Origin of the sequence: Pseudomonas imrae, from assembly GCF_046352735.2 — a bacterium.
In the GTDB taxonomy this organism is placed as follows: Bacteria; Pseudomonadota; Gammaproteobacteria; order Pseudomonadales; family Pseudomonadaceae; genus Aquipseudomonas; species Aquipseudomonas imrae.
Genome location: NZ_CP110853.2, coordinates 4,322,139 through 4,342,862 on the forward strand (window position 1 = coordinate 4,322,139; position 20,724 = coordinate 4,342,862).

General features: G+C 59.4%; 19 protein-coding genes. 9 read left to right on the forward strand and 10 right to left on the reverse strand.

Annotation, left to right across the window (positions count from 1 at the left end; translation table 11 throughout):
* Positions 1–185 precede the first annotated feature (185 nt).
* From lon to cmoB, 5 genes are all read left to right on the forward strand, one after another.
* Positions 186–2,606, forward strand: coding sequence for an endopeptidase La (lon, locus tag OQ460_RS19590; protein WP_410019020.1), 2,421 nt, complete (start codon positions 186–188; stop codon positions 2,604–2,606).
* Between the two features lie 171 nt (positions 2,607–2,777).
* Positions 2,778–3,167, forward strand: coding sequence for a protease inhibitor I42 family protein (locus OQ460_RS19595; RefSeq protein ID WP_410019021.1), 390 nt, complete (start codon positions 2,778–2,780; stop codon positions 3,165–3,167).
* Between the two features lies 1 nt (position 3,168).
* Positions 3,169–3,816: a lysoplasmalogenase gene (locus OQ460_RS19600; protein ID WP_410019022.1), complete on the forward strand. Its 648-nt coding sequence runs from the start codon at positions 3,169–3,171 to the stop codon at positions 3,814–3,816.
* A gap of 157 nt (positions 3,817–3,973) precedes the next feature.
* A complete protein-coding gene (gene cmoA / locus OQ460_RS19605; RefSeq protein ID WP_410019023.1) occupies positions 3,974–4,717 on the forward strand; it encodes a carboxy-S-adenosyl-L-methionine synthase CmoA in 744 nt (247 codons plus the stop codon).
* Positions 4,714–5,670, forward strand: coding sequence for a tRNA 5-methoxyuridine(34)/uridine 5-oxyacetic acid(34) synthase CmoB (gene cmoB, locus OQ460_RS19610; protein WP_410019024.1), 957 nt, complete (start codon positions 4,714–4,716; stop codon positions 5,668–5,670). Before cmoA ends, cmoB begins: the two co-directional genes overlap by 4 nt.
* Positions 5,671–5,793: 123 nt before the next feature.
* Here cmoB and tadA read toward each other — a convergent pair whose 3' ends face one another.
* The 10 genes from tadA to lptF all read right to left on the reverse strand — a co-directional run bounded on the left by tadA (position 5,794) and on the right by lptF (position 16,193).
* A complete protein-coding gene (gene tadA, locus OQ460_RS19615; RefSeq protein WP_410019025.1) occupies positions 5,794–6,294 on the reverse strand; it encodes a tRNA adenosine(34) deaminase TadA in 501 nt (166 codons plus the stop codon).
* Positions 6,294–7,676, reverse strand: a complete 1,383-nt coding sequence (locus OQ460_RS19620) for a multicopper oxidase family protein (RefSeq protein ID WP_410019026.1) — start codon at positions 7,674–7,676, stop codon at positions 6,294–6,296. Before OQ460_RS19620 ends, tadA begins: the two co-directional genes overlap by 1 nt.
* A 137-nt stretch (positions 7,677–7,813) precedes the next feature.
* Complete coding sequence (gene pdxJ / locus OQ460_RS19625) at positions 7,814–8,557, reverse strand: pyridoxine 5'-phosphate synthase (RefSeq protein WP_410019027.1); 744 nt, start codon at positions 8,555–8,557, stop codon at positions 7,814–7,816.
* A 51-nt stretch (positions 8,558–8,608) separates the two neighbouring features.
* On the reverse strand, positions 8,609–9,298 hold the full coding sequence (recO, locus tag OQ460_RS19630) for a DNA repair protein RecO (RefSeq protein ID WP_410019028.1): 690 nt from the start codon (positions 9,296–9,298) through the stop codon (positions 8,609–8,611).
* Positions 9,299–9,452: 154 nt separating this feature from the next.
* Positions 9,453–10,355, reverse strand: coding sequence for a GTPase Era (gene era, locus OQ460_RS19635; protein WP_410019029.1), 903 nt, complete (start codon positions 10,353–10,355; stop codon positions 9,453–9,455).
* The gene (rnc, locus tag OQ460_RS19640; RefSeq protein WP_410019030.1) at positions 10,348–11,037 is read right to left on the reverse strand and encodes a ribonuclease III; all 690 of its coding nucleotides are present in this window, start codon (positions 11,035–11,037) and stop codon (positions 10,348–10,350) included. The genes era and rnc overlap by 8 nt, the downstream gene beginning before the upstream one ends.
* A gap of 154 nt (positions 11,038–11,191) precedes the next feature.
* A complete protein-coding gene (gene lepB / locus OQ460_RS19645; protein WP_410019031.1) occupies positions 11,192–12,046 on the reverse strand; it encodes a signal peptidase I in 855 nt (284 codons plus the stop codon).
* 5 nt (positions 12,047–12,051) lie between these two features.
* Entirely contained in the window at positions 12,052–13,851 is a 1,800-nt protein-coding gene (lepA, locus tag OQ460_RS19650) for a translation elongation factor 4 (RefSeq protein ID WP_410019032.1), read from the reverse strand.
* Between the two features lie 151 nt (positions 13,852–14,002).
* Positions 14,003–15,082, reverse strand: coding sequence for an LPS export ABC transporter permease LptG (lptG, locus tag OQ460_RS19655; protein WP_410019033.1), 1,080 nt, complete (start codon positions 15,080–15,082; stop codon positions 14,003–14,005).
* Positions 15,075–16,193 carry an LPS export ABC transporter permease LptF gene (gene lptF, locus OQ460_RS19660; protein WP_410019034.1) on the reverse strand — a complete coding sequence of 373 codons (1,119 nt, stop codon included), beginning with the start codon at positions 16,191–16,193 and terminating at the stop codon, positions 15,075–15,077. Before lptF ends, lptG begins: the two co-directional genes overlap by 8 nt.
* Positions 16,194–16,476: 283 nt before the next feature.
* Between lptF and OQ460_RS19665 the strand changes: the two genes are divergently transcribed.
* The 4 genes from OQ460_RS19665 (at position 16,477) to OQ460_RS19680 (ending at position 20,528) form a co-directional block, all read left to right on the forward strand.
* Positions 16,477–17,967, forward strand: a complete 1,491-nt coding sequence (locus tag OQ460_RS19665) for a leucyl aminopeptidase (RefSeq protein ID WP_410019035.1) — start codon at positions 16,477–16,479, stop codon at positions 17,965–17,967.
* 135 nt (positions 17,968–18,102) lie between these two features.
* On the forward strand, positions 18,103–18,531 hold the full coding sequence (locus OQ460_RS19670) for a DNA polymerase III subunit chi (RefSeq protein ID WP_410019036.1): 429 nt from the start codon (positions 18,103–18,105) through the stop codon (positions 18,529–18,531).
* 7 nt (positions 18,532–18,538) lie between these two features.
* The gene (locus OQ460_RS19675) at positions 18,539–18,931 is read left to right on the forward strand and encodes a DNA polymerase III subunit chi (RefSeq protein WP_410019037.1); all 393 of its coding nucleotides are present in this window, start codon (positions 18,539–18,541) and stop codon (positions 18,929–18,931) included.
* Positions 18,932–19,118: 187 nt separating this feature from the next.
* Positions 19,119–20,528 carry a hypothetical protein gene (locus OQ460_RS19680; RefSeq protein WP_410019038.1) on the forward strand — a complete coding sequence of 470 codons (1,410 nt, stop codon included), beginning with the start codon at positions 19,119–19,121 and terminating at the stop codon, positions 20,526–20,528.
* Positions 20,529–20,724: the final 196 nt, after the last annotated feature.

Sequence of the window (20,724 nt, forward strand, 5' to 3'; positions counted from 1 at the left end):
GTTGCAGGTGTCCTTTTGCTTGATTGCCCGAGAGATTTTCGGCGGCGCACCGGTTCAACAGGCCAGGCACGCATGAAGTCGCCCCATCGGCAAATCCATGCAATATGTTGCCAACCTGACTTCACCATTGAAACCAGTGCTCACCCGCCCCATCTAACCTGCATACTTCCTAATGCAGGTGCCCCATGAGCGACCAGCAAGAATTCCCCGATATCGACCTCAACGACTACGCCGACCCCGAAAGCGCTGAAAGCAGTTCATCCCACACCGGCCTGGCCCTGCCTGGGCAAAATCTGCCGGACAAGGTCTACATCATCCCAATCCACAATCGGCCGTTTTTTCCAGCGCAAGTGTTGCCGGTGATCGTCAATGAAGAACCCTGGGCCGAGACCCTGGAGCTGGTGAGTAAATCCGAGCACCATTCCCTTGCACTGTTTTTCATGGACACCCCGCCAGAAGATCCACGGCATTTCGATACTCGCGCCTTGCCCCTGTATGGCACCTTGGTGAAGGTCCATCACGCCAGTCGCGAAAACGGCAAGCTGCAGTTCGTCGCCCAGGGCCTGACCCGAGTGCGCATCAAGACCTGGCTCAAGCATCATCGCCCACCGTACCTGGTAGAAGTCGAATATCCGCACCAGCCAACCGAGCCGACCGATGAGGTCAAGGCGTACGGCATGGCCCTGATCAATGCGATCAAGGAACTGTTGCCGCTCAACCCGCTGTACAGCGAAGAATTAAAGAACTACCTCAACCGCTTCAGCCCCAACGATCCATCGCCGTTGACCGACTTCGCCGCCGCCCTCACTTCGGCCACAGGCAATGAGCTGCAGGAAGTGCTGGACTGTGTACCGATGCTCAAGCGCATGGAAAAAGTCCTGCCTATGCTGCGCAAGGAAGTCGAAGTCGCGCGCCTGCAAAAAGAGATCTCCGCTGAAGTCAACCGCAAGATCGGCGAGCACCAGCGCGAGTTCTTTCTCAAGGAACAGCTCAAGGTTATCCAGCAGGAACTGGGACTGACCAAGGATGATCGCAGCGCCGATGTCGAACAGTTCGAACAGCGCCTGGAAGGCAAGGTGTTGCCGCCACAGGCGCAGAAGCGCATCACCGATGAAATGAACAAACTATCGATCCTGGAAACCGGCTCACCGGAATATGGCGTGACCCGCAACTACCTGGACTGGGCGACATCAGTGCCGTGGGGCGTGTACGGCGAGGACAAACTCGACCTCAAGCACGCTCGCAAGGTGCTGGACAAGCATCACGCTGGCCTGGACGACATCAAGAACCGTATTCTCGAATTTCTTGCCGTAGGTGCCTACAAGGGCGAGGTCGCCGGTTCCATTGTGCTGCTGGTCGGCCCGCCGGGCGTGGGTAAAACCAGTGTCGGCAAATCGATCGCCGAATCCCTCGGGCGGCCATTCTATCGTTTCAGCGTCGGCGGCATGCGCGACGAGGCCGAGATCAAGGGCCATCGTCGCACCTACATCGGCGCCCTGCCGGGCAAGCTGGTGCAGGCGCTTAAAGATGTCGAAGTGATGAACCCGGTGATCATGCTCGACGAGATCGACAAGATGGGCCAGAGCTTCCAGGGCGACCCGGCGTCGGCACTCCTGGAAACCCTTGATCCTGAGCAGAACGTCGAGTTTCTCGACCATTACCTGGACCTGCGCCTGGACTTGTCGAAAGTGCTGTTCGTCTGCACCGCCAACACCCTGGACTCGATCCCCGGCCCGCTGTTGGACCGCATGGAGGTGATTCGCCTGTCGGGTTACATCACCGAAGAAAAAGTCGCGATCGCCAAGCGTCACCTGTGGCCAAAACAGCTGGAAAAAGCCGGCGTGGCGAAAAGCAGCCTGAGCATCAGTGACGGTGCCCTGCGCGCGCTGATCGACGGTTACGCCAGGGAAGCCGGGGTACGCCAACTGGAAAAACAACTGGGCAAACTGGTACGCAAGGCAGTGGTCAAGTTATTGGATGAGCCAAAGTCGGTTATCAAGATCGGCAGCAAGGACCTGGAAAGCTCCCTGGGCATGCCGGTTTTCCGTAACGAGCGCGTGTTGTCGGGCACCGGGGTGATCACCGGGCTGGCCTGGACCAGCATGGGCGGCGCGACCTTACCGATCGAGGCGACCCGTATCCACACGTTGAACCGCGGTTTCAAGCTCACCGGGCAACTGGGTGACGTGATGAAGGAATCCGCCGAGATTGCCTACAGTTACGTCAGTTCGAACCTGAAGTCGTTTGGCGGTGACCCGAAGTTCTTCGATGAAGCCTTCGTCCACCTGCACGTACCGGAAGGCGCCACGCCCAAGGACGGCCCGAGTGCCGGGGTGACCATGGCCAGTGCGTTGCTGTCGCTGGCGCGTAACCAGCCGCCGAAAAAAGGCGTGGCCATGACTGGCGAACTGACGCTGACCGGGCATGTACTGCCGATTGGCGGAGTACGCGAAAAAGTGATCGCGGCGCGGCGCCAGAAGATTCATGAGCTGATCTTGCCGGAGCCTAATCGTGGGAGTTATGAGGAGTTGCCGGAGTACCTGAAAGAAGGGATGACCGTGCACTTTGCCAAGCGCTTTGCGGATGTGGCGAAAGTGCTCTTCTGATAATCATGCAGTACCGAGACGAGCCCCTTCGCGAGCAAGCCCGCTCCCAGATTTTTGTGGGAGCGGGCTTGCTCGCGATGAGGCCCGCCCAGTCCCCCACGAATCCCTCTTGTCACACCTTGTCTCATCTTCGGTTATGCTCGCCCTTCGTCGTAAACAAACGGAGCCCTCATGACCGCTGCCCGCCTGCTTCTCCCGTTGAGCCTCGCCTTGCTCGCCGCCTGCGCCACCGCGCCCAAGCAAAACGTCACCGTGGAAAAACAGAGCGCCTGCCCGCTCCAGCTTAAAACAGGACAAAGCCTGACCCTGATTTTGCCCAGCAACCCCACCACCGGCTACCGCTGGGCGATCCAGGACTCTGCCGGCGGCGTGCTGCGCGCCCTGAGCCCCGAGATCTACAGCAGCTCGGAATCCGGGGTGGTCGGAGGTGGCGGCCAATCCACCTGGCGCTTCCAGGCTTTCGCCGCTGGCGCGGGTCGCTTGCGCCTGACCTCCCAGCAACCTTGGGAACCGGAAGCCGAGCCCGCCGAGACCTTTGACTGCGCCATCACGGTGAACTGATATGCCATGGATGATTCTTGCGTTGATGGGTGCTGGCACCTTTATCTACGGCCTGGCCACCCATGCCACATTGTTGTGCCTGCTGGTCAAACCCTTGCCGGTGCTGGCGCTGCTGGGCTGGCTGCATGATGCGCCACCCACCGACTATCGACGCTGGATCAGCCTGGGACTGATTTTTTCCCTGGTAGGCGATGTGCTGCTCGCCTGGCCGGGTGACCTGTTTATCTTTGGCCTGGGTGCTTTCCTGTTTGCACATTTGGCCTACCTCAAGGCCTATTTCAGCGATTGCCGCCGTTTGGCGTTGCTGCCATTGGTATTGGCCTTGGGGGTAGGTGCGATTCTGCTGAGTGTCCTGATTTCCCACGGTCTTGGCGACTTGCTGATTCCCGTAGTGGTTTATGCACTGGTGATCAGCGCCATGTTATGGCGCGCGCTGGCACGGCTGGGAAGTAATGTGCCCAGGCGGTCAGCACTGTTGGCAGCGGCGGGTGCGGTGTCGTTTGTGTTTTCCGACGCATTAATCGGCATCGACCGCTTTGTGATGGCATTCGATGCAGCGCCGTACTTGTTGATCGCTACGTACTGGCTCGGCCAATGGGGGATTACCGCATCTGCCTTTGCGGTAAAACCACATGAAGCCCACCCGTAAGCATAAACACTGACGTGCATATCAGTCGCTCCCCGGTCTATCTGGGAGTGACTGACTTCAGGCCTGCCTGCTGTGCCACGGTTTATCAGAGAACCCGCGCATCCCTCGAACAACTTGGCTAAAATGCCGGCCCTCCCCTTTCGTCGCCGGAACAACCGTGAGCAAAGAACCCGACCGCCTATTCGCCCAGCCCTTGCCCCAGGTGCCGGACTTCGCCTTCAACGAAGACGTGGTGCGGGTGTTCCCGGACATGATCAAGCGCTCGGTGCCGGGCTACCCGACCATCGTCGAAAACCTCGGCGTACTTGCAGCACAGTTCGCCCAGCCCAATAGCGTGCTCTACGACTTGGGTTCGTCCCTCGGGGCAGTGACGCAGGCCTTGCGCCGGCATGTGCGCACCGACGGTTGCCGGGTGATGGCTGTGGATAACTCGGCAGCGATGGTCGAGCGGTGCCGGGAGTACCTCAACGGCCAGGACTCGATGTTCCAGGAGCTGTTGCCGGTTGAGGTGCTCGAGGGCGATATCCTCGCGCTGCAATTTCAGCCTGCATCGGTGGTGGCGCTGAATTTCACCTTGCAGTTCATCGCCCCACAAGAGCGCCTGGCGTTGCTCGGGCGGATTCGCCAGGCGCTGCTACCGGGCGGCGCATTGATTCTTTCGGAGAAGCTGCGCTTCAATGATCCCCAAGAGCATGCACTGCTCACCGATCTGCATATCGCATTCAAGCGTGCCAACGGCTACAGCGAACTGGAAATCGCCCAGAAACGCAGCGCCATCGAAAATATCATGAAGCCCGACAGTCTCGAAGAACACCGCGAACGCCTGCTGGCGGCAGGGTTCTCGAAAGTCGTGCCGTGGTTCCAGTGTCTTAACTTTGCCTCGTTGATTGCCTTGCCATGATTGATCTGTCTCCTCTCGCCCGCCATTTGGTCGGCACACCTCTGGCCGTGTGGGCTCAAGGCCTGCAAGCGCAACTCGATGCAAAAATGGAAAAGGGTCATGGCGACCTGGACCGCTGGCAGGGGGCACTGGATGCGCTGCCCAAGATCCAGCCGAGCGAGGTCGACCTGCTCAACGGCCTGACCCTCGACACCGATTGCGATGACGAAACCCGTGCACAGATGCACACAGCGCTGATGGGGCTGAGCCCGTGGCGCAAGGGCCCGTTCAATCTGTTCGGGGTGCATGTGGACACCGAATGGCGCTCGGACTGGAAATGGTCGCGGGTAGCGCCGCATCTGGATCTCAAGGGCAAGCGCATCCTCGATGTCGGTTGCGGCAACGGCTACTACATGTGGCGCATGCTCGGCGCGGGGGCCGACAGCGTGATTGGTGTCGACCCGAACTGGCTGTTTTTCTGCCAGTTCCAAGCGGTGCAGCGTTACCTTTCGGCGCCGAATGCCTGGCACCTGCCCTTCCCGTTCGAAGACCTGCCGCCCAACATGGAAGGTTTCGACACAGTATTTTCCATGGGTGTGTTCTACCACCGCCGCTCGCCCATCGAACATTTGCTGGCGCTCAAGGATTGCCTGGTCAAGGGTGGCGAACTGGTGCTGGAGACGCTGGTGATTGAAGGCGACCAACAGCAAGTGCTGGTGCCGGAAGACCGTTACGCGCAGATGCGCAACGTGTGGTTCCTGCCATCCGTACCGGCATTGATGCTGTGGCTGCGCCGGGCCGGATTCAGTGAAGTGCGCTGCGTGGATGTCAGCGTAACCACGGTCGAGGAACAGCGCGGCACCGAGTGGATGAAGTATCAGTCCTTGAGCGACTTCCTCGACCCCGATGATCACAGCAAGACCATCGAAGGCCTACCGGCGCCGATGCGCGCCGTCGTCATCGCCAGGAAATAACCCTCACGCTTCCTGCCAAATAGAGATCAAACATGTGGGAGGGGGCTTGCTCCCGATTGCAGTGGGTCAGCTACAGATAAGCTGACTGATACACCGCTATCGGGAACAAACCCTCTCCTACATTTACGCCTCAGTGGGTTTTGCCCGGCGCGCCTTGAAGAATTCGCTCAGGACAGTTCCGCACTCCTCGGCCAACACGCCGCCTTCAAACAGCACTCGATGGTTCAGAAAACCCTGGGTAAAAAACTGCCCTTGGCTTTGCACGATCCCGGCCTTGGGTTCCAGCGCCCCATAGACCACCCGGGCAATCCGCGAGTGGACGATCAAGCCGGCGCACATGCTGCACGGTTCCAGCGTCACATAAAGCGTGCTGCCCGGCAGGCGGTAGTTGCTGACCGCCTGGGCCGCAGCGCGGATGGCGACCATTTCGGCGTGGGCGCTAGGGTCATTGCCACTGATCGGGCAGTTGAAACCGCGACCAATGATTTCACCGTCCTGCACCAGCACCGCTCCCACCGGCACTTCGCCCAGTGCTGCGCCTTGAGCAGCAAGGGCCAGGGCTTGGCGCATGAAGTCCTGGTCGCGGCTGCGGTCGATAATCGACGTGGGGCGAAACTGGCGCATCACGCTACCTCGATAGCGGCCATCAGGCCGGTTTCCATGTGGTCGATCACATGGCAATGGAACATCCACACCCCAGGGTTATCCGCCACCAGCGCAACACGGGCGCGCTCGTTCTTGCCCAACAGATATGTATCGGTGAAGTACGGCGTGACCTTGTGTCGGTTCGAGGCGAGCACCTTGAAGCTCATCCCATGCAAGTGAATCGGATGCTGATACTGAGTCATGTTCTTCAATTCGAAAATATAGCTCTTGCCCAACTCCAGCCTGGCAATCGGGCGGTCGGCACAGGTCTTGTCGGTAATGTCCCAAGCCTGGCCATTGATCTGCCACAGGCTCGGCGGCCTGCCGTTCTCGACGTTGACCGAAACCGAGCCTACCCACTCGAAATTGAAATTGAGTTTCTCGGCGTTAGCCAGGTCCGGTTCGGCAATCGGGTTGGCCGGCAACGCTGGCGGCCAATCGGTGGGCGCATCGGTATTGGCCACCGAGCGGAAAGTGCCCAGGCGAACCGGGCCATTGCGGATCGAGAGCTCTTCGCCGGCCGGCGGGGCCTTGATCGCCAGGCAAATACGCATGCCCGGACCCAGCCAATACTCCTTGCCCAGTGGCCGCGGCTCAATGGGGTTGCCGTCCAGGGCATAGATCTGCGCTTCGATATTGGGAATATTCAGGCGATAGGTCAGGGTGTTATCGAGGTTGAGCAGCCGCACCCGGGTGATCTGCCCTGCTGGCAAGTCGATCACGGCCTGGGGCACGCCGTTGATGGTCGACAGACGCCCGGCAGTCCCGCCACGGGCCGCTTCGCGCGCAATGCTGAAATCGACGAAACCGCCCTCTTCATCGATGTGCCAGTTTTTCAGGCTCAAGGTGCGCTCGTACTTGAAACCGGTGGGCTCGCGTTCCTCGACGATCAGCGGTCCGACCAGGCCACGCCCCAACTCTTCGCTGCTGCTGACATGGGGGTGATACCAATAGCTGCCGGCATCCGGCACGCGGAATCTATAGTCGAAATACTCACCGGGCAGCACCGGCAATTGCGAGACGTAGGGTACTCCGTCCATTTCCAGCGGCAGGCGAATGCCGTGCCAGTGAATGGTCGTGGCGACCGGCAGGTGGTTGATAAAGCGCACCCGCAGCCATTCGCCCTGGCGTACGCGCAATTCAGTACCGGGTGCCGAAGGGCCAAAGGCCCAGGCTTGGGTCTTGTGGCCGGGCACCAGTTCGACGTCCAAGGGCGCAGCGATCAGCTCGTAATCGTGCCCAGCCTCGGCCTCGGCGACTTTCCCCAGCCAGTAGCGGTAGGCGCCACCGGCACCGACGCCTACTACGGCCAGGCCTGCAAGACCACCCAGGATTTGTCGACGGGAAAAGGATCGGGACACAACAACCTCACGTATCTGCCGCGGGCCAGGGGCCTGCAAAGGGCTGATACGATACACCTGCACCGCCTAAACAGTAAGGCTTCGCATTGCCGCATGGCTGAAACAATCAGGCCCTCCCACATTTTTTAACGCTGTGTTTAGCCTCTGGCGGCGGCCAGGATCAACGCTTTCATCTCGGCAACGGCACCTTTGAAACCGACGAACAGCGCGTGGGCCACCAGGGCGTGGCCAATGTTCAGCTCGTTGATACCCTTGATCGCGGCCACGGCTTCGACGTTGTGATAATGCAGACCGTGGCCGGCGTTGACGACCAGGCCTTCGCGCAGGCCGCAGGCGACGCCGTCGATAATACGCTGCAACTCATCGGCAACTTCAGTTGGGGTGGTGGCGTCCGCGTAACGACCGGTGTGCAGTTCGATGGCCGGCGCACCGACACGGCGCGAGGCTTCGATCTGCCGCTCATCGGCATCGATAAACAGCGAGACTTCGCTGCCGATCTGCGACAGACGCTCCACAGCCGCCTTGATGCGCGCCTCCTGGCCGGCCACATCGAGACCGCCTTCGGTGGTCAGTTCCTGACGGGTTTCCGGCACCAGGCAGATGTGCGCCGGGCGGATGCGTTCGGCAAACGCCATCATTTCTTCGGTGACACCCATTTCGAAGTTCATGCGGGTTTGCAGTACATCCTTGAGCAGCAGTACATCACGCTCCTGGATGTGCCGACGGTCTTCGCGCAGGTGTACGGTGATGCCGTCGGCACCCGCTTCTTCTGCGTCTAGCGCGGCCTTGACCGGGTCAGGGTAACGGGTGCCCCGGGCCTGGCGCAGGGTGGCGACGTGGTCGATGTTGACGCCGAGAAGAATGCGATTGCTGGTGGTCACGGAAGCGCTCCTGAAAAGGGAAAGAATCGGTGCACAGCATACACGGGGAGCTCAGGGCTTTCGAAACAACTCGCGACTGACCAGCGGGCGCCCGCCCAAATGCACGGCCAGGGCCTGGCGCATCAAGCGTTTGGCGGCAGACAAGGCGCCGGGAGCGCTCCAGTCGGCCTCACTCATGGCCAGCAACTCGGCGCCCTGGAACAGCCCCGGCTGTAGCAGATAGACCCGCTCAAGCCCGGCGTCCACTTGCAGACGGTACATGCCGTCGCTGGCAATGGGCTCGCCGTGCAAGTCATTGCTCAGTTCGAAGCCGTAGCCCAGATCATCCAGCAGGCGCCATTCAAAAGCGCGCAGCAGCGGTTCCAGCGGGCGGCCTTCGGCCAGGGCCAGCAAGGTGGCCGCGTAATGATCGAAAACCGCAGGGTGCGGATCTTCGGCGGGCAGCAAACGAATCAGCAGTTCATTGAGGTAGAGACCGCTGAACAGCGCCTCACCGTTCAGCCAGCTGGAGGTACCGACGCTCTCTAGCCGGCCGACGTTTTTCAGCTCGCCCTTGCCACGAAACTCCACGTCCAGCGCCACGAATGGCCGCGCCAGAGTTCCCGCCTTGCCGCGTGCGCTGCGCAATACCGCACGCAGGCGTCCCTGGGGCGTGAGGAAATCCACCAGCGCGCTGGTCTCGCGGTAGGCGCGACTGTGCAAAACGTAGGCGGGATGGCTGGGGGGCGGATTTTGGGACATGAGGTTCTCGCTGACGGAGCACGATCTTGAAACCTGCGACTCTCCAATGTGGGAGGGGGCTTGCTCCCGATGGCGGTGGCTCAGTCACTTACTCTATCAACTGACCCACTGCATCGGGAGCAAACCCCCTCCCACATTTTGTCCTGCGGTGTTTTTACAGGTCGCCGTAGCCCAGGGAACGCAACGCGCGCTCATCATCGGACCAGCCACCCTTGACCTTCACCCACAGGTTAAGCATGACCTTGGAGTCAAACAGCACTTCCATGTCCTTGCGCGCTTCGGTGCCGATGCGCTTGATCCGCTCGCCCTTGTCGCCAATGATGATTTTTTTCTGGCCGTCACGTTCGACGAGGATCAGCGCGTGAATATGCAGGGTTTTCCCTTGCTGCTTGAACTGTTCGATTTCGACGGTGATCTGGTAAGGCAGCTCGGCGCCCATCTGGCGCATGATTTTCTCACGTACCAACTCGGCGGCAAGGAAACGGCTGCTGCGGTCGGTGATCTGGTCTTCGGGGAAGAAGTGCTCGTTCTCCGGCAGGTAATCGGCAATCACCCGCTCCAGCGCATCGAGATTGTGCCCGTGCTGGGCCGAAATCGGCATGATCTGCGCGTTCGGCAGTTGTTCCTGCAGCCAGCTCAGGTGCGGCATCAACTCGGCCTTGTCTTCGATGCGATCAGTCTTGTTCAGCGCCACGATCAGGGGCCCGGTAACGTACTTCACGCGCTCAAGGACCATCTGGTCTTCGTCGGTCCACTTGGTGCGGTCAACCACGAAGATCACCACGTCGACGTCTTTCAACGCCGCCGAAGCGGTCTTGTTCATATAACGGTTCAGGGCTTTTTCGCCGTCCTTGTGCATGCCGGGGGTATCTACGTACACCGCCTGCACATGGCCCTCGGTCTTGATACCCAGCATGTTGTGACGGGTAGTTTGTGGCTTGCGCGAGGTGATCGCCAGCTTCTGCCCCAGGATATGGTTCAGCAGCGTGGACTTGCCCACGTTGGGACGGCCGACGATGGCAACATAGCCACAGCGAGTTGCGATTGAATCAGTCATGACCATTCTCCACGCCCAGGGCAATCAGTGCTGCAGCGGCCGCTACCTGTTCGGCAATACGACGGCTCACACCCTGACCTCGGCTTTTTTCATTCAGTAAGGTGATTTCACATTCGACGAAGAACACTCGACAATGCGGTTCACCCTGGATATCCACCACTTCGTAACGTGGCAGGTCACACCCGCGAGATTGCAGGAACTCCTGCAGGCGTGTCTTGGGGTCCTTGTTGGTGTCCACCAGCGTCAGGCCTTCGAACTCCGAAGCCAACCAAGCCAGTACGCGTTCCTTGGCGACATCCATTCCGGCGTCCAGGTAAATGGCACCGATCAGCGCCTCAAGGGCGTCGGCCAGGATCGACTCGCGGCGAAAACCGCCGCTTTTCAGCTCGCCGGACCCCAGGCGCAAATATTCGCCCAGGTCGAAACCACGAGCCAGTACGGCCAGGGTCTCTCCCTTGACAAGCCGCGCGCGCAGGCGTGACAACTGGCCTTCACGGGCCAAGGGGAAGCGATCGAACAGCGCTTCACCGGCGACAAAATTCAGGATGGCATCACCGAGGAATTCCAGGCGTTCATTGTTACGCCCGGCAAAGCTGCGGTGTGTCAGGGCAAGGATCATTAACTCTTGATCCTTGAAGGTGTAGCCGAGCTGACGCTCGAGACGACTTAGAGAAACGCTCACGGTTTACCCACATTCAATTCGTGGCACCGGCGGCCATCGACAATTAACGCTGTGTTCAAATTCAAATCCTGGCAATGCTGCATATTGCTCAAGGCCGGACAATTGTCATGGCCCCAGAAAAGCATTCGGCGCTGTGTTCACAGCGCCGCATGGATTACTTGATCAACCCGACCCGCGAGAAGTTCGGCAGGTGGCTGAGCTTGGGTTCTGGCCAGCTCATCCAGACTGCGAAGGCCTTGCCGACGATATTCTGGTCGGGGACCATGCCCAGCAGCTCCTTGGGAATACTCGGATCGTCCCAGTAGCGGCTGTCATTGGAGTTGTCGCGGTTGTCGCCCATCATGAAGTAGTGCCCGGCAGGCACTGTCCACTGGTTATCAGGCGGCGAACGGTAGCGGCTCATTTCTTTGCGGATCTGGTGCTCTACCGCTCCGAGTTTCTCCTGGTACAGCGCGGCGCTTCCCAGGGTGTTGGGCTCCGCACCCAACAGTTTTTCTGCCACCGATTCGCCGTTGACGAACAGGCGCTTGTCACTGGTGTAACGAATCACATCACCCGGCAAGCCGACTACACGCTTGATGTAGTTGACGTTAGGATCGCTTGGATAACGGAACACCATCACATCACCGCGTTGCGGATCACCGATCTCGATGATTTTCTTGTCGATCACCGGCAAGCGAATCCCGTAGGAAAACTTGTTCACCAGAATGAAGTCGCCCACATCCAGGGTCGGCTTCATCGATCCCGACGGAATCTGGAACGGCTCGACCAGAAACGAGCGCAGCACCAGCACGATAAACAGAACCGGGAAAAACGACTTGCCGTATTCAACCAGCAGCGGTTCCTTGTTCAGCTTCTCGATCACGGCCACGTCAGGCTGGCTGACGCTGCCCTGATAGGACGCAATGGCTGTGCGCCGACGCGGGGCGAAGAACACCAGATCAAGCAACGCCAGGAAACCACAGACGGCAACGGCGATGACCAGCAACAGCGGGAAATTTAGCGACATAGGACCTAACTATCCAACCTGAGCACCGCAAGGAAGGCTTCTTGTGGAATTTCCACGTTGCCCACTTGCTTCATGCGTTTTTTACCGGCCTTTTGCTTCTCAAGCAGCTTGCGCTTACGGCTGACGTCGCCACCGTAGCATTTGGCCAGTACGTTCTTTCTGAGAGCCTTGACGGAGGTCCGCGCAATGATCTGCCCGCCAATGGCGGCCTGGATCGCGACGTCGAACATCTGGCGCGGAATCAGTTCCTTCATCTTCTCGGTCAACTGGCGACCTTTGTAGTGCGCGTTGTCCTTATGCACGATCAGCGCCAGGGCGTCGACCTTGTCACCGTTGATCAACACGTCCAGTTTCACCAGATTGGCCGATTGATAGCGGTCGAAATGGTAGTCCAGCGAAGCATAGCCGCGACTGGTGGATTTGAGACGGTCGAAGAAGTCCAGGACCACTTCGTTCATCGGTAAATCGTAGGTCACCTGCACCTGGGTGCCGAGGAACAACATGTCGTGCTGCACGCCACGCTTTTCGATACACAGGGTGATGACGTTGCCCAAGTGTTCTTGCGGCACAAGAATATTGGCCCGCACGATCGGCTCGCGCATGTCTTCTATCGACGACAGGTCCGGAAGCTTGGACGGGTTATCGACGTAAATCGTCTCACCGGTCTTCAGCGCCAGCTCGAAAATTACCGTTGGGGCAGTGGTGATCAGGTCCAGGTCGTATTCGCGCTCGAGGCGCTCCTGGATGATTTCCATGTGCAGCATGCCGAGGAACCCACAGCGGAAGCCGAAGCCCAAGGCGTCGGAGCTCTCTGGCGTGTACTGCAACGACGAGTCGTTGAGGGTCAGTTTTTGCAGGGCTTCGCGGAAGTCCTCGAAGTCATCGGAGCTGACCGGGAACAGGCCGGCGTAGACCTGCGGCTGGATACGCTTGAAGCCTGGCAGCACGTCGACATCGGGGGTGGAGCTCAGAGTCAGGGTGTCACCCACCGGGGCACCGTGAATGTCCTTGATACCGGCGATGATGAAGCCCACTTCACCGGCTTTCAGATCGGTGGTGGCGGTGTGTTTCGGGTTGAATACGCCGACGCTGTCCACCAGGTGGATCTTGCCGGTGGATTTGACCAGGATCTTGTCGCCCTTCTTCACTCGGCCATGGCGCACGCGTACCAGGGACACGACGCCCAGGTAATTGTCGAACCAGGAGTCGATGATCAACGCTTGCAGCGGATCTTCGATGTTGCCGGTTGGGGCAGGAATGGTCTTGACCAGGCGCTCGAGCACTTCGTCGACGCCCAGTCCGGTCTTGGCGCTGCACTCGACGGCGTCGGTGGCGTCAATGCCAATGATTTTTTCGATTTCTTCTTTTACGCGGTCTGGATCGGCCTGTGGCAAGTCGATTTTATTCAGTACCGGCATGACCTCGAGGCCTTGCTCGATCGCGGTGTAGCAGTTGGCCACGGACTGCGCTTCAACGCCCTGGCCTGCGTCGACCACCAACAATGCACCCTCACAGGCGGCCAGCGAGCGGCTGACTTCGTAGGTGAAGTCAACGTGGCCGGGGGTGTCAATGAAGTTCAGTTGGTACTTGATACCGTCTTTGGCGGTGTAGTACAGGGTAACGCTGTGGGCCTTGATGGTGATCCCGCGCTCGCGCTCGAGGTCCATGGAGTCCAGTACCTGGGCTTCCATTTCACGCTCGGCAAGGCCACCGCACATCTGGATGAATCGATCGGCCAGCGTCGACTTGCCATGGTCAATGTGGGCGATGATGGAGAAATTGCGGATATGACTCAAATCACTCACGGATCAACACTCAAAAAGGCTGCAGGCAGACTGCCCGCTGAAAAATAGCCGGGAATTGTACCTGATGCTCAGGCCAGACGTCATCCTTGCCGACCAATAACAAAATGCCCCGATCTGGCGAACGGGGCATTTTGTGTTCATAGGTCGCGGTTCAACCGGCCCGGCGCAGCAGCCAGAACCCGGCCAGGGCGCAGATACCGGTCGGCACCAGCACCGCAAACAGCGGCGAAAAGCCAAATACCAGGCTCGAGGGCCCCAGCAAATCCTGGGCGATGCGAAAGGTGAATCCCACCAACACACCGGTAAATACTCGCTGCCCCAGGGTTACAGAGCGCAGCGGGCCGAAAATGAACGAAATCGCCATCAGCACCAACGCCGCCGTGACCACCGGCTGCAACACCTTGACCCAAAACGCCAGCCAGTAACGGCCATTGTTCAGGCCCTGATCCTTGAGGTAGTGGATATAGCTCCACAAACCGGAGATCGGCAGGCTTTCCGGGATCATCACCACTGTATTGAGCAGTTCTGGCTTGAGAGCGATGTCCCAGATTTGCGTTCGCTCATTGACCACCTCGGTACTCGCCTCGGTGCCCTTGCCAGGGTTGTGGAAGTACGTGGTAGTCACGTTGCTCAACTGCCACTGGTTGTCGGCAAACTGCGCACGCCTGGCGAAGCTGGAAGACAACATGTGCCGTTCTTTATCGAAGCGATATCGAGTGACACCGACCAACAGGCCACCAGGTTGCACCGCGTTGATATGGATGAACTCATCCCCTTGACGGTGCCATAGACCATGCCTGGAGCTTTGCGCGCTGCCGGAGCCCTGGGCCAGCGCACGGTTGGCCTGGGCCGTGGTTTCGGCCGGTGGTGCCACGTATTCGCCGATCAACACGCTCGCAGCCATCAACAACAGCATCGGTTTCATGACCGCCCAGACGATACGGCCAATCGAAACACCCGCCGCACGCATGATGGTCAGCTCACTGTTGCTGGCCAGGCTGCCCAGGCCGATCAGGCAACCGATCAGCGCCGCCATCGGCATCATGTCGTAGAGACGACGGGGCGCCGTAAGCGCCACATAACTCAAGACGTCCGTCACGGTGTAGGTGTTGCTGACATTGCCCACTTCATCAATAAAGGCAAACAACGAGGCCAGGCCCAGGATAATGCCCAGAACCGCCAGGATGGCGACCAGTACACTGCTGCCGATGTAGCGATCCAACTTACCCACGAGCCAGCTCCTTCATGCCGCGACGGCTCTGCATTTTCAAGCGAATCGGTTCCCAGTAAAGCAGGCCCAGGCCAATCATCAGAAAGACCCCGTGGACCCACCACAACCCCAGAACGGGCGATAGCTTGCCTTTCTCCAACGAGCCCCGTGCCGAAATGAGAATGGTCAGGTAGGCCATGTACAGCAAGATGGCCGGCAACAGCTTGAGGAAACGGCCCTGGCGTGGATTGACACGGGACAGCGGAACGGCCATCAACGTGACAATGAACACCAGCAACGGCAACGAGAGCCGCCATTGCAGCTCGGCAATGGAGCGCAGCTCCTTGCTGCCGAAAAGATCCAGGGTTGGGATAGCGTCACGGTCGGTGACCTCGTTACTGACTTCCGGCCGCTGCAGCATCACGCCATAGGTATCGTACTTAATGGCACGGTAGTCAGCCTGGCCGGGGTTGCCGTCATAGCGATAGCCGTTTTCCAGGATCAGGTAGCGGCTGCCATCCGGGCGCACTTCCTGGCGACCGCCTTCGGCCACGAGTACGGAAATACCGCGGTCTTTCTTGTCCTGGCTCAGGCGCTTCTCGGAAATGAAGACGCCGCTCAGGTTAGCCCGGTCATCGGACAACTGCTCGGTGTAGGTCACCCGTGTACCGTCGTTGAGCGCCTGGAAGCGACCCGGTTCCAGGGTATCGAACTCGGTCATCGCGTCCTGTTTGTTGAGCACCAGCTGAAACTGCATGGCGCCCTGGGGGGCCAGGCTCAAACTCAACCAGGCCACCAGCAGCGCGACGCACGTGGCCGGGATCATGGTCATGCCCAGCAGTCGTTGCTGGCTCATGCCAGTGGCCGACAGCACGGTCATCTCGCTTTCAAGGTAAAGCCGGCCATAAGCCAGCAAGATCCCCAGGAACAGGCCCAGCGGCAGGATCAGTTGCAGGAAGCCTGGCAGGCGAAACCCCATGATCAGGAACAACGACCCCGGATCCAGGGCACCGGAAGCGGCCTGGGCCAGGTATTTGACGAAACGACCACTCATGATGATGACCAGCAACACCGCACTCACGGCACTCAGGGTCAACAGGACTTCGCGGGACAGATAACGGAAGACAATCAAACCAGACACTCCAGGGTTGTCAGGCTAAAGTGGCCAAACAAGCAAGCAGATCAAGCCGAACCTGTGGCAAGGGTCGACTAAAAAGATGGCGCATTATCCTGTGATTGGGTGCGCCTGTCACGGAGCTTACTCATACGCATGTACAAAGCTGCCCGCAAGGGTTGTCAGGCTCGGGCGGCGAGGTTCAAACTGCGGGCTTTGTCGCAGGCTGCCCACAGGCGACCATGCTTATAGGCCGGGGTACAGACTCCAGGCTTTTTGACCTTATATAAGGGACCCGAAAATGGAATTGGTTGTAAAAAGCGTTAGCCCCGAAACGTTGAAAACCGCCACCCTCGTGGTCGCTGTCGGCGAAGGCCGCAAGCTCGGCGCCGCCGCCAGGCAAATCGACGAACTGAGCGGTGGCGCCATCAGCGCGGTGCTCAAGCGTGGCGACCTGGCCGGCAAGGTCGGCCAAAGTCTTCTGCTGCACAACCTGCCCAACCTCAAAGCCGACCGCGTATTGCTGGTGGGCGTGGGCAAGGATGCCGAACTGGGCGACCGTACGTTGCGCAAGATCATCAGCGCCGTCCTCAACACCCTCAAGGGCCTGGGCGGCAGCGACGCCGCGCTGGCACTCGACGAAATCGTGGTCAAGGGCCGTGACAGCTATGGCAAGACCCGCCTGCTGGCAGAAACCCTGGCCGATGGCGAATACACTTTCGATCAATTCAAAAGCCAGAAAGCCGAGCCCCGCGCCCTGAAGAAAGTCACCCTGCTGACCATCAAGGCCGCGCAGGCAGAGGTTGAGCGTGCCGTGACTCACGCCCAGGCAATCGCTGGCGGCATGGCGTTCACCCGCGATTTGGGCAACCTGCCACCGAACATCTGCCACCCCACTTTCCTTGGTGAGCAAGCCAAGGCGCTGGGCAAGGAGTTCAAGGGCCTGAAAGTCGAAATCCTGGATGAAAAGAAGATCAAGGAACTGGGCATGGGCTCGTTCTATGCCGTGGGCCAGGGCAGCGACCAGCCGCCACGCCTGATCGTCATGCAGTACAACGGCGGCAAGAAGTCCGAGAAACCATTTGCCCTGGTAGGTAAAGGCATCACCTTCGACACCGGCGGCATCAGCCTCAAGCCGGGCGCCGGAATGGATGAGATGAAGTACGACATGGGCGGCGCCGCCAGCGTCTTCGGCACCCTGCGCGCCGTGCTCGAGCTCAAGCTGCCGATCAACCTGGTGTGCATCCTGGCCTGCGCCGAGAACATGCCGAGCGGCGGCGCTGCCCGCCCGGGCGACATCGTCACCACGATGAGCGGCCAGACCGTGGAAATCCTCAACACCGACGCCGAAGGCCGCCTGGTGCTGTGCGACGCACTGACCTACGCCGAACGTTTCAAACCGCAAGCGGTGATCGACATTGCCACCCTGACCGGCGCCTGCGTGGTCGCCCTGGGCGCTCATACCTCTGGCCTGTTGGGCAACAACGATGAACTGATCGAACAACTGCTCAGCGCCGGCAAGCAAGCCGACGACCGCGCCTGGCAACTGCCGCTGTTCGACGAATACCAGGAGCAACTGGACAGCCCGTTCGCCGACATCGCCAACATCGGCGGCCCGAAAGCCGGCACTATCACTGCGGCCTGCTTCCTGTCGCGCTTTGCCAAGAACTTCAACTGGGCCCACCTGGATATCGCCGGCACCGCCTGGACCAGCGGCGGCAAGGACAAGGGCGCAACCGGCCGCCCGGTGCCTCTGCTGACCCAGTACCTGTTGGATCGCGCCAAAGCCTAAGCGACGACCGCGCACTACTGTAGGAGCGAGCTTGCTCGCGAAGGTCGTTAACGATGACGCGGTCATTCTGGATGAACGCGTCGTCCTGGCGTTTTTCGCGAGCAAGCTCGCTCCTACAGGTTTTGAGGTAGCTCAATGACTCAAGTCGATTTCTATATCCTGCCCAGCGCCGATCCCTCGGCCCGCCTGGACTTTGCCTGCAAACTCAGCGAAAAAGCCTGGCGCATGGGGCATCGCATCTATCTGCACTGCAGCGATGCCGCCCAGCGTGAAGAGCTCGACGCCCGCCTCTGGCGCTTCAAGGGTGAAAGCTTCGTGCCCCACGGTCCCGCAGAATCGGAACCAGACGGCGTTGTGGTGCTGGGCTTGGGCGACAACTGTGGCGATCACCATGACCTGCTGGTCAACCTGGACCTGAAAGTACCGCCTTTCGCCAAGAGCTTCGCCCGCGTGGCCGAAGTGGTGGTGGAGGACCCGGCAATTCGTCAGGCCGCGCGGGAGAGTTTCCGTTTCTACCGCGAACAGGGCTATTCTCTGCAAGATCACCGATTACAGCGACTCTGAGCCCACGATGGACACTCCAAACCCGATCAAAACGTCTGACCACCTGCTGGATGACCTTGAGTCGATCCGTCAGTTGCTCGGCGATGAAAACCTGCAACCGCCACTGCTGACCGATACCGTCACCGGCGACGAACAAATCCCCCTGCTGTTCGACAGGGTCGGAGACCAGCCAGCCGTCGCCACGCCTGTCGAGCCGCCGGCCAACAAGGTCGCACCGGCAGAACCTGCCGCCGAAAAAGCGCCGGACGCCTTGTTGTTGCACCTGGACAACGAGCTGCGCGCCGCTGCGCAATTGATCATGCAAGATGTGATCGACGATTTTGCGCCGCATATCGAAACCGAGATCAAGCGCCGGCTGGATGCGCGGATGGAGCGGTTGTTGAGTCAGTATCAGACCTGAGAGGGGCGGTTTTCGATTTGCTGCCGTCGCGACCTCGACAAAGCCGAAGCTTTTCTTTCTGTAGCGTATAGCGCAATGAGCGGCCCACCGTCCTAGACCGCTTGTCGCTACTGCTATTTCTGACAGTAGATGAAATGCACAGCTCGGACCATCGTGCCATAACACACCTCAGCTCAGAGAAGATGTTATGGCCGCCCCCACTCTCTTCCCTCCCATTGTTAGCTTACCTCCCAAACAGAATCCCATTTTTAATGGGACGTCATCCCCCTTCGCAAAAGTAATCGTGTGCAAAAGCAACGCACCCAATGAAATTCTGGCTCATGCAAGAGCCGACATAGACGGCTATTGGTTGGTCAGGTCCGACAAAGAGCTGCCTCCAGATTCTCTGTACTCAATATCTGCCTACGACGAGGGAAGCGAAGAATATGCATTCGACCTGGAATTCTATCCCTCCGGCAGCGCTCCGACGGTTACCAGCCCAACCACCGTCGACACCTTGCGCCCTCTGCTTCAGGGCAAGGCCGCTGCCTATGCCCTTGTGCGCGTCTATCTAAAAGGTGGAGCCGTGTTATTTGGTAGCCCGCAAGCTAACGAAAACGGCGATTGGCAACTGCCACTGACCCAAGACCTATACCCCCCCCAGACCCCACTCGGCCTGGCTGAATACACCGCTGCTGGCGCAGTGGCTTCTGACTGGACAGAGGTCACCCTGACGATCGCGAGTACCGCACTTCCAGCGGGCAGCGCTCCGACGCTTACCAGCCCAACCACCGTCGACACCTTGCGCCCTCTGCTTCAGGGCAAGGCCGCTGCCTATGCCCTTGTGCGCGTCTATCTAAAAGGTGGAGCCGTGTTATTTGGTAGCCCGCAAGCTAACGAAAACGGCGATTGGCAACTGCCACTGACCCAAGACCTATACCCCCCCCAGACCCCACTCGGCCTGGCTGAATACACCGCTGCTGGCGCAGTGGCTTCTGACTGGACAGAAGTCACCCTAACGATCGCGAGTACCGCCCTTCCAGCGGGCAGCGCTCCGACGCTTACCAGCCCAACCACCGTCGACACCTTGCGCCCTCTGCTTCAGGGCAAGGCCGCTGCCTATGCCCTTGTGCGCGTCTATCTAAAAGGTGGAGCCGTGTTATTTGGTAGCCCGCAAGCTAACGAAAACGGCGATTGGCAACTGCCACTGACCCAAGACCTATACCCCCCCCAGACCCCACTCGGCCTGGCTGAATACACCGCTGCTGGCGCAGTGGCTTCTGACTGGACAGAAGTCACCCTAACGATCGCGAGTACCGCCCTTCCAGCGGGCAGCGCTCCGACGCTTACCAGCCCAACCACCGTCGACACCTTGCGCCCTCTGCTTCAGGGCAAGGCCACTGCCTATGCCACCGTGCGCGTCTATTTTGATGGCGAGGCCGGTTCATTTGATACGGCATATGCCGATCAAAACGGTGATTGGCAGGTGCTACTGGGCCGAGACCTTTACACCCCCCAGACCACACTCAGCATGGCTGAATATGACGCTGCTGACCTGGATGTTTCTGATTGGACATCGGTCACCCTGACTGTCACGGACGCCGCTCCTGAAAACTGATGAGTTAATTGGACAGCCCACAGGTGACTCCCCGCCCCTTACGAGCGCTCATGAAACCCATTATTGGCGAGACTCAACCAAGTCGAATGGAGAAATCAATACTTTTGGCATGAAGCGACCTGTTAACTCTGACAGTAGATAAGACAATTTCAAAGTCGGATATTTACGTGAGTCGATCAGGAGCCCTATGTACAAC